Consider the following 7,560-nt stretch of genomic DNA (forward strand, 5'->3'; position numbering starts at 1 on the left):
CGACATCGCATCAGTTCTTGCTGTAGTTTCGACGATCAGGGCAATCGCATCAGTTCTTGAGCGGCCGGAGAAATCTCCTCAAGTAAGGCGCCGTACGTCCTGCGCCATCCGCAACGCTCCATGGAGTTCCCTGGGCGACGATCTTTCCTCCCTCGTCACCGGCTCCTGGACCGATATCGATAACCCAGTCGCTGCTGGCTACGACATACATATCCTGCTCCACGAGGACCACCGTATTGCCAAGATCGATGAGCCGGTTCAATGGAACGAGCAGCCGTTCCACATCCGCGGGATGCAGACCCGTAGTCGGCTCGTCGAGGACGTACAGGGTGTCGCCCCGTTGCGGACGCTGTAGTTCTGTTGCCAGCTTGATGCGCTGCGCCTCACCGCCAGACAGTTCTGTGGCCGGCTGTCCCAGCCGTAAATAGCCCAGTCCCACTTCCAGCAGAAAATTCAGCGAGCGAGCAATCGCCAGTTCCGCCTGAAAGAATTCCGCTGCGCTGACCACAGTCATATTCAAAACATCCGCAATGCTCTTGTCATGAAATGTAACTTCGAGCGTCTCTGCATTGAAGCGCGCACCATGGCACGTGGGACAAGGCGAGTACACGCTAGGCAGAAACAGCAGCTCCACCATGACAAAGCCCTCGCCTTGGCATGTCTCGCAACGGCCCTTGGCGACATTGAACGAAAAGCGGCCCGCGTCGTATCCGCGGGCTCGCGCCATCTCCGTCTCTGCGAACAACTTTCTCACGTGATCGAACAGTCCGGTATAGGTAGCCATGTTCGATCGCGGTGTGCGTCCGATGGGCCTTTGATCCACGCGCACGAGCCGTTTGACAGACCTGGCACCTTCAACTATGCGGCCTTCTGTCTTGGATGCAGGAGCTACATCCACGTCCTCCTCATCCGGCTCACTCGCCTCCATCGCCTGCCCCAGAGATTCACTGACCAGATCCACCAGCACCTGGCTCACAAGCGTCGACTTCCCTGAACCGGATACGCCTGTGACCGAGGTAAGAACACCCAGAGGAAAGGCCACATCCAGCCCGTGAAGATTGTTCCGCGTAATGCCCTTCAGACGCAGCCAGCCTTTGGGCGACCGCGGATCATGCGTCGAAGGCTGAAACCGGCCGAAAACATATCTTGCTGTTTGCGAGGCCGGGAGATCGACCAGCCCGTGCGGCTCACCACTATAAAGAATCTCACCGCCATTGCTACCGGCCCCTGGGCCAACGTCTACGATCCAGTCCGCATGCTCGATCACATCGATCTCATGCTCGACCACGAAGAGAGAGTTGCCTGCGCGCTTCAATGCATCCAAAGCGCGCAGCAATGTCTGAGTATCGGCGGGATGCAACCCTGCAGACGGCTCATCGAGCACATAGATAACACCAAACAGGTTTGAATGCAGCTGCGTCGCCAGTCGCACGCGCTGCAGTTCGCCGGGCGAAAGCGTGGCGGTATTGCGCTCAAGAGAAAGATAGCCAACGCCCAGATCGACGAGCGCATCCAGTCGCGAAACAATATCCTTGGTGATGGTCCTAGCGGTTTCTATCTTCTCGGCGGTATGCGACGGCTCGAAGATTTCGCCCGACGCATAGCGCATCAACTGCGAGCGGGTTGCCTTCAGCGACTGATTGCCCATCTGCGCAATGTTCAATCCCGCAAAGGTCACCTCCAGAGCATCGGCTCGCAGGCGCTCGCCATGGCAGGATGGGCACTCCGTGCTCAGCATAAAGGCCGAAACACGCTTCTTCATCATCGCGCTGTGCGATTTGGTGAATGTCTCCATCACGTAGCGCCGGGCGCTGGTGAATGTGCCTTGATAGCTGGGCTCCATTTTTGCCCGCAGCGCGCGTCGCGTCTCGGCAGGCGTAAGCCCCGCGTAAACAGGTACAGTCGGCTGATCTTCCGTGAAAAGAATCCACTGCCGGTCCTTATCGGAAAGATTCTTCCAAGAGCGGTCCACGTCGTAGCCCAGCGTAACGAGAATGTCGCGAAGATTCTGCCCCTGCCAGGCGGTGGGCCAGGCGGCCACTGCCCGCTCACGGATAGTAAGCGAGGGGTCGGGCACCATCGACTCCTCGGTGACTTCGTAAATGCGGCCCTGCCCGTGGCAGACAGGACACGCGCCCTCGGGGAGATTGTATGTAAAGGACTCCGCATAGAGCATCGGCCGGCCCTTTCGGTAATGACCAGCGCGGGAATAGAGCATGCGGAACAAGTTTGAAATCGTGGTTACACTGCCGACGGAGGAGCGTGTGGTGGGCGTGCCGCGCTGCTGTTGCAGCGCAATCGCGGGCGGCAAACCGTCGATCCTGTCCACATCGGGAACGCCGAGTTGATGAAACAAACGGCGTACATAGGGTGAGACCGATTCGAGATAGCGCCGCTGCGCCTCCGCATACAGAGTCCCAAACGCGAGCGATGACTTGCCCGAACCAGACACCCCCGTAAACACCACCAGCGCATCACGCGGGATATCGACATCCACCGATTTCAGATTGTGTTCCCGTGCCCCGCGGACGCAAACGAAACCTGCACGCGACATATCTTCTCTCCGAACTGTTCAATATCTTTTTAGGTTCCGTGCCATTCACGTTCCGGATGCTTCAGATATGTGCGGTCAATGCATCTAGATGCCTGTGAAACGCCTGGAAATCCCAACTGGCGCGAGAGGGTTCATCCCTCACTCACCGAGGGAATAACGATCTTTCCAATGACGTGACACGTTCCAATCTTTCGTGCGCTTGCGCGATATCTTTTAGAGAAAATATCTCTGTCCTGAGTGGAATGTTTTGCGAACCGATGGCTGCATTCAATCGTTCAATTGCCTTCAGAGACATCTCCCAATCGTAAGCCTGTGCCTTGTGCACCATACCACCGGGACTCCTGCATATCTGTCAGTGATACTAAAGTGCTGTTGAAAGCGCTGTTATTATATCTTTATATAGGCGCAGGAACATCTCCGCCGACGTCGGTCGAGGGCTGCGATCCGCGAGCGCATCACGGCTTTCCTAGCGCGATGCACTGCACCCGGATGAGCGATAAAGGGGCAACCACCCAGCCCATACGGCTACGGCGAATCCACCAGGCGCGATGATCTCTTTCTGTGCCGGCTTAATGCAGAACTCGGTATCAAGCCCGATGCAGACAGAAAATTGGACATACCACGAGCCCATCCCGTAACTTTCCATTCGCAGGCGAGAATCTCCCGTATAAGCACGCCTTCAGCGATTCGGACGTGCAAATCTTCAAAGACGAGGATGCAGGCGAATGATCGATCGCAGAACCTTTCTTCGTGCCGCGGCAAAGACAACGCTTCTCACTGGCGCCTCGGCTGGCTTTCCATACCTCCTTGAGCAGACAGCGGTCGGCCAGTCTACACCGGTTTCGGCCAATGACCATATCCAGCTGGCATTGATCGGTGCTGGCATCCAGGGCCAGGGCGATACGCGCACCGCCATTCAAGTCCCAGGCGTGAAGCTGGTCGCCGTAGCTGACTGCTACGACGGTCGCCTGACCCATGCCAAAGAGCTCTGGGGCGCGAACATCTTCACCACCCGCGACTATCGCGAAATCCTCGCCCGCAAGGATGTGGACGCAGTGCTCATCGCCACGCCCGATCACTGGCACAAGCAGGCAGCGGTCGATAGCATGAAGGCTGGCAAGGATGTGTATCTTGAGAAACCGATGATCCACGTCTATCCCGACGGCCCGGAGATCATCGCCACCGCGAAGTCGACCAACCGCATCCTGCAGGTGGGCAGCCAGCGCGTCAGTTCTATCGTCTATGCCAAGGCCAAGGAGCTGCTTGAGTCGGGCGCCATCGGGAAACTCAACCTCGTCACCGCGCGCTGGGACCGCAACTCCTCACTGGGCGCATGGAACTACTCCATCCCACTCGACGCCTCGACCGAGACCTGCGACTGGCCGCGCTTCCTTGGCACGGCGCCAAAAATTCCATGGAACGCCGAGCGCTTCTTCCAGTGGCGTAAATGGAAGGACTATGGCTCGGGCGTGGCCGGCGATCTCTTTGTGCATCTCTTCAGCGGCACGCACTTCATCACCGGCGCGCACGGTCCCACCCGCGCCATGGCCACCGGCGGCCTGCGCTACTGGAAGGACGGCCGCGACGCAGACGATGTGCTCCTCGCGCTCTTCGACTACCCACAGGATTTCAACCTCAGCCTGCACGTCAACTTTGTCGATGGCGGCGAGGAGAGCGAGGGCTTTCTCTTTACCGGCTCCGAGGGCCAGATGGAGATCGACGGTAGCACCCAGACGGTCACCGTCCACCGCGTGCCTCCGGCAAAAGAGCCCGGCTACACCGTCTCCACCTTCGCCGACTCCATGCAGAAGGCATACATCGAACAGTACCGGCAGAAATATCCGCTTGAGCACCCCGACGGCCCACCGCCGCGCCATGTCGAATCCTTCACTGCGCCGGCGGGCTACTCAGACAGCTATGACCACTTCCACAACTTCTTCGCGGCAGTGCGTAGCCGCAAGCCAGTGGTCGAAGACCCGGTCTTCGGCTTCCGCGCTGCCGGGGCCGCGCTGCTCAGCAATCTCAGCGTCCAGAAGGACAGCGTCGTACACTGGGACCCGGAAGCGATGAAACTCGTGTGAACTCGTCCTCACCGTTCACACAGTCCAACAGGAGTACTCCGATCATGAACAGGACGATGAACATATTCAGAATTTCCGCGGTATGTCTTGCCACCGTATTTTTTTCTGCAGCCACTTACGCACAGGACCCGGCCCACGCTACCGAGAAGCGCATGCAGCAACCAGGCAATGACATGGATGGCAAGCCCCGCATTGCTTTCCTTACCCAACGCCTCGGCACCGATCACGCCGAAGGCATCTCGATGATCGACATGAACGGCGACGGCTTCCTCGACCTGCTCAGCGGCGCGTACTGGTATGAAAACCCCGGAGCCAGAGGCGGCGAGTGGAAGCAGCACCAGTTCCGCACCGTGGGCATTCACAACGAGTTCGTCTCCGACTGCGGAGAGTGGGTGGTCGATGTAGATCACGATGGCCTGCCGGATCTCGTCACCGTAGGTTGGATCTCAAATGGCCTCTGGTGGTATCGCAATCCCGGCCCAAAAGCCACCGCCGCCGGTGAACAATGGAAGGCGGAGAAGATTACCGACAGCTTCGACACGGAAGGAGGAGCCTTCGCCGACATCAACGGTGACGGCAAACCGGATCTCGCGCTTGCCCATTACAACCGCGCCGGCGTGCTCTGGGTCGACTTCGCTGGAAGCAGACCAAAGGTCCACCACGTTGGCAACCATGTGCAGGACGGTCACGGCATCGGCATCGCGGATATCAACGGCGACGGCAAGGCTGACATCCTCACCACGCACGGCTGGTTCGAGCAGGTGGACGCCAGCGCCGACAAGTGGATCTGGCACCCTGACTGGACACTGGGCGATGCGGGTTTCCCCATCCTCGACTATGACGTGAACCACGACGGACGTATGGACCTCATCTATGGGCAGGGCCACGGCTACGGCCTCTACTGGCTCGAACAGGCTGGCACGCGCGAGCATCCGCAGTGGATTCGCCACACCATCGACGAGTCATTCTCGCAGTCGCACGCGCTCGCGCTGCTCGACCTGAACGGCGAAGGCACACCGCTGCTCGTCACGGGCAAGCGCTATCGCGGCCACTCAGGCGGCGACCCCGGCTCTTATGACCCGACCGTCGTCTATGCCTATCGACTACCGGACTCAGCAGCACTGGCGGCAGCAAAGTCTCACACCGATAATGGCGCGCCCAGCGAGACGGTGAGCAGCACGATGGTCATCTCCAATCCAACGGCCAATCCAATGTTCGAGCGCATCGCACTGTCGGTCAACGGCACGGCAACCATTGGCACGCAGATCGTAGCCGCCGACTTCGATCACGATGGCGACCTGGACTTCGCTACCGCCGGGAAGCTTGGCGTGCACGTCTTCGAAAACCTGAAGATCAATACCGTCAGCAAATCTCTGCGCGAGGAGATGCAACCGATCAACCGCGCATGGCCTTTCCCCGGCGAGGGCTCCGAGGTGCCTCAGGAAGATGGGCCGCCAGTTCCCCAGTAGCCAGGGCCGCCCCCCCTCCTATCACTCTTTTCATGATCAGACGACCTATGCTCGCCTAAGCTGTACAACTGGCGCCGCCCCATACTAACCTCGGTCTACCGCCACCCATCGCCCGAGCTCCGCTCGATCCGAACAGCCTGTTGAGACTCCACGCACAGTTGTTGAGCAACAGTGGATTGTCCAATGTTTTGTACCGATGATGAGGAGAGAGTGTAACGCGTTTACATCTGAGTTCAAGTGCTCAACTTCTATGACTTTTGGGATCACTCTACTTTGGCCTGACCGATGTTTTGTAGCAGTTGGATTGTTAGTGTAGCGCAGCGATCTCCGGGTTCGGCTCGTCCGACTGCCGAGCGGTTGATGCCAGCCATGCTTCCGGCGCGGGTGGTCTGTAGCCGAGCGATGAGTGCGGCCGAACGGTGTTGTAGTGTTTGCGCCAGCGTTCGGCCAACACTCGCAGTTCTTTGATCGAGTAGAAGATCTCTCCGTTCAGGAACTCATCATGCATCTTCGAGTTGAAGCTCTCGCAGTATCCGTTCTTCCACGGCGAACGGGGTTCGATGTACATCGTCTTTGCTCCTGTCTGGGCCAGCCATTTGCGCAGATCGTGCGCCACGAACTCAGGTCCGTTGTCCGAACGAAGGTGCACAGATATGCCCTTAATCACCATCACATCCGCCAGAGCTTCGATCACCTGCGCGCTCGACCAACGCCGTTCTACCCGCACCGCAAGAGCCTCGCGGGTATGCTCGTCGATCAGATTCAGCGCACGCGCCGTTCTGCCGTCATGCGTTCGCATGCTGACGAAGTCATAGCTCCACCCATGGTTCGGGTGCATCGGTCGCAACCGTACACACGAGCCATCGTTGAGCCACAGCCTGCCGCGTGGCTGCTGCTTCTGTGGGACCTTCAGCTCCTCGCGACGCCAGATGCGCTCCACACGATCCTTACCCACCTTCCAGCCAGCCCGCACCAGAAGAGCCGTGATGCGTCGGTAGCCGTAGCGGCCATACTTGCCGCCCAGAACAACGATGGCCTGTGTTAGTCGATCTTCGTCCTCGCGCTGTGTCGGACGGTAGCGCTGCGTGCCGCGTGGCTGCTTCAGCACACGGCACGCCCAACGCTCGCCCATGCCCTTTTGCTGCGCATGAGCCACCGCACAGCGCCGTCGTTCAGGGCTTAGAAGTTTCCCTCCGCGATGTCCTTCACAACACCATATTCACGACGCCAACGGTAGTACCTCTGCTCCGTGATCGACGCTTCCTTGCAGGCCAACACCGTCGTCTTCCCATTTGCGATCCCAACCTCCACCTGCCGGAGTAGGTTCACAACCTGCTCAGGGGTATGCCGCTTCCTCGCCATAGCCAGCTCCTTGTACCCAGTTCCTATGATTACAACTGGTACAGATCAAGCCGGGCAGACCAAGCTGAATGCGGCCTATACCTGGAGCAAATAC

4 protein-coding genes are annotated in these 7,560 nt (G+C 58.9%); 2 read left to right on the forward strand and 2 right to left on the reverse strand.

Annotated features, from left to right (window positions below; all coding sequences use genetic code 11):
- Positions 1-49: 49 nt before the first annotated feature.
- The gene (uvrA, locus tag ESZ00_RS19945; protein WP_129210178.1) at positions 50-2,554 is read right to left on the reverse strand and encodes an excinuclease ABC subunit UvrA; all 2,505 of its coding nucleotides are present in this window, start codon (positions 2,552-2,554) and stop codon (positions 50-52) included.
- A 725-nt stretch (positions 2,555-3,279) separates the two neighbouring features.
- Here uvrA and ESZ00_RS19950 point away from each other — a divergent pair.
- Together ESZ00_RS19950 and ESZ00_RS19955 are read left to right on the forward strand one after the other, a co-directional pair.
- The gene (locus ESZ00_RS19950) at positions 3,280-4,635 is read left to right on the forward strand and encodes a Gfo/Idh/MocA family protein (protein WP_129210179.1); all 1,356 of its coding nucleotides are present in this window, start codon (positions 3,280-3,282) and stop codon (positions 4,633-4,635) included.
- Positions 4,636-4,691: 56 nt separating this feature from the next.
- Positions 4,692-6,104: an FG-GAP repeat domain-containing protein gene (locus tag ESZ00_RS19955; protein ID WP_129210180.1), complete on the forward strand. Its 1,413-nt coding sequence runs from the start codon at positions 4,692-4,694 to the stop codon at positions 6,102-6,104.
- Between the two features lie 307 nt (positions 6,105-6,411).
- Here ESZ00_RS19955 and ESZ00_RS19960 read toward each other — a convergent pair.
- Positions 6,412-7,466, reverse strand: a protein-coding gene (locus ESZ00_RS19960; protein WP_229741404.1) for an IS3 family transposase whose coding sequence is annotated in 2 segments (ribosomal slippage) — positions 6,412-7,298 and positions 7,298-7,466 — 1,056 coding nt in all. Because the reading frame shifts where the segments join, the coding sequence is not laid out codon by codon here.
- Positions 7,467-7,560: the final 94 nt, after the last annotated feature.

Origin of the sequence: Silvibacterium dinghuense (assembly GCF_004123295.1) — a bacterium.
Lineage (GTDB): Bacteria > Acidobacteriota > Terriglobia > Terriglobales > Acidobacteriaceae > Silvibacterium > Silvibacterium dinghuense.

Bases quoted from the DNA above. Each gene is read 5' to 3' on its own strand.
- uvrA (WP_129210178.1), bottom strand. From the start codon at position 2,554: ATGTCGCGTGCAGGTTTCGTTTGCGTCCGCGGGGCACGGGAACACAAT.
- ESZ00_RS19950 (WP_129210179.1), top strand. From the start codon at position 3,280: ATGATCGATCGCAGAACCTTTCTTCGTGCCGCGGCAAAGACAACGCTT.
- ESZ00_RS19955 (WP_129210180.1), top strand. From the start codon at position 4,692: ATGAACATATTCAGAATTTCCGCGGTATGTCTTGCCACCGTATTTTTT.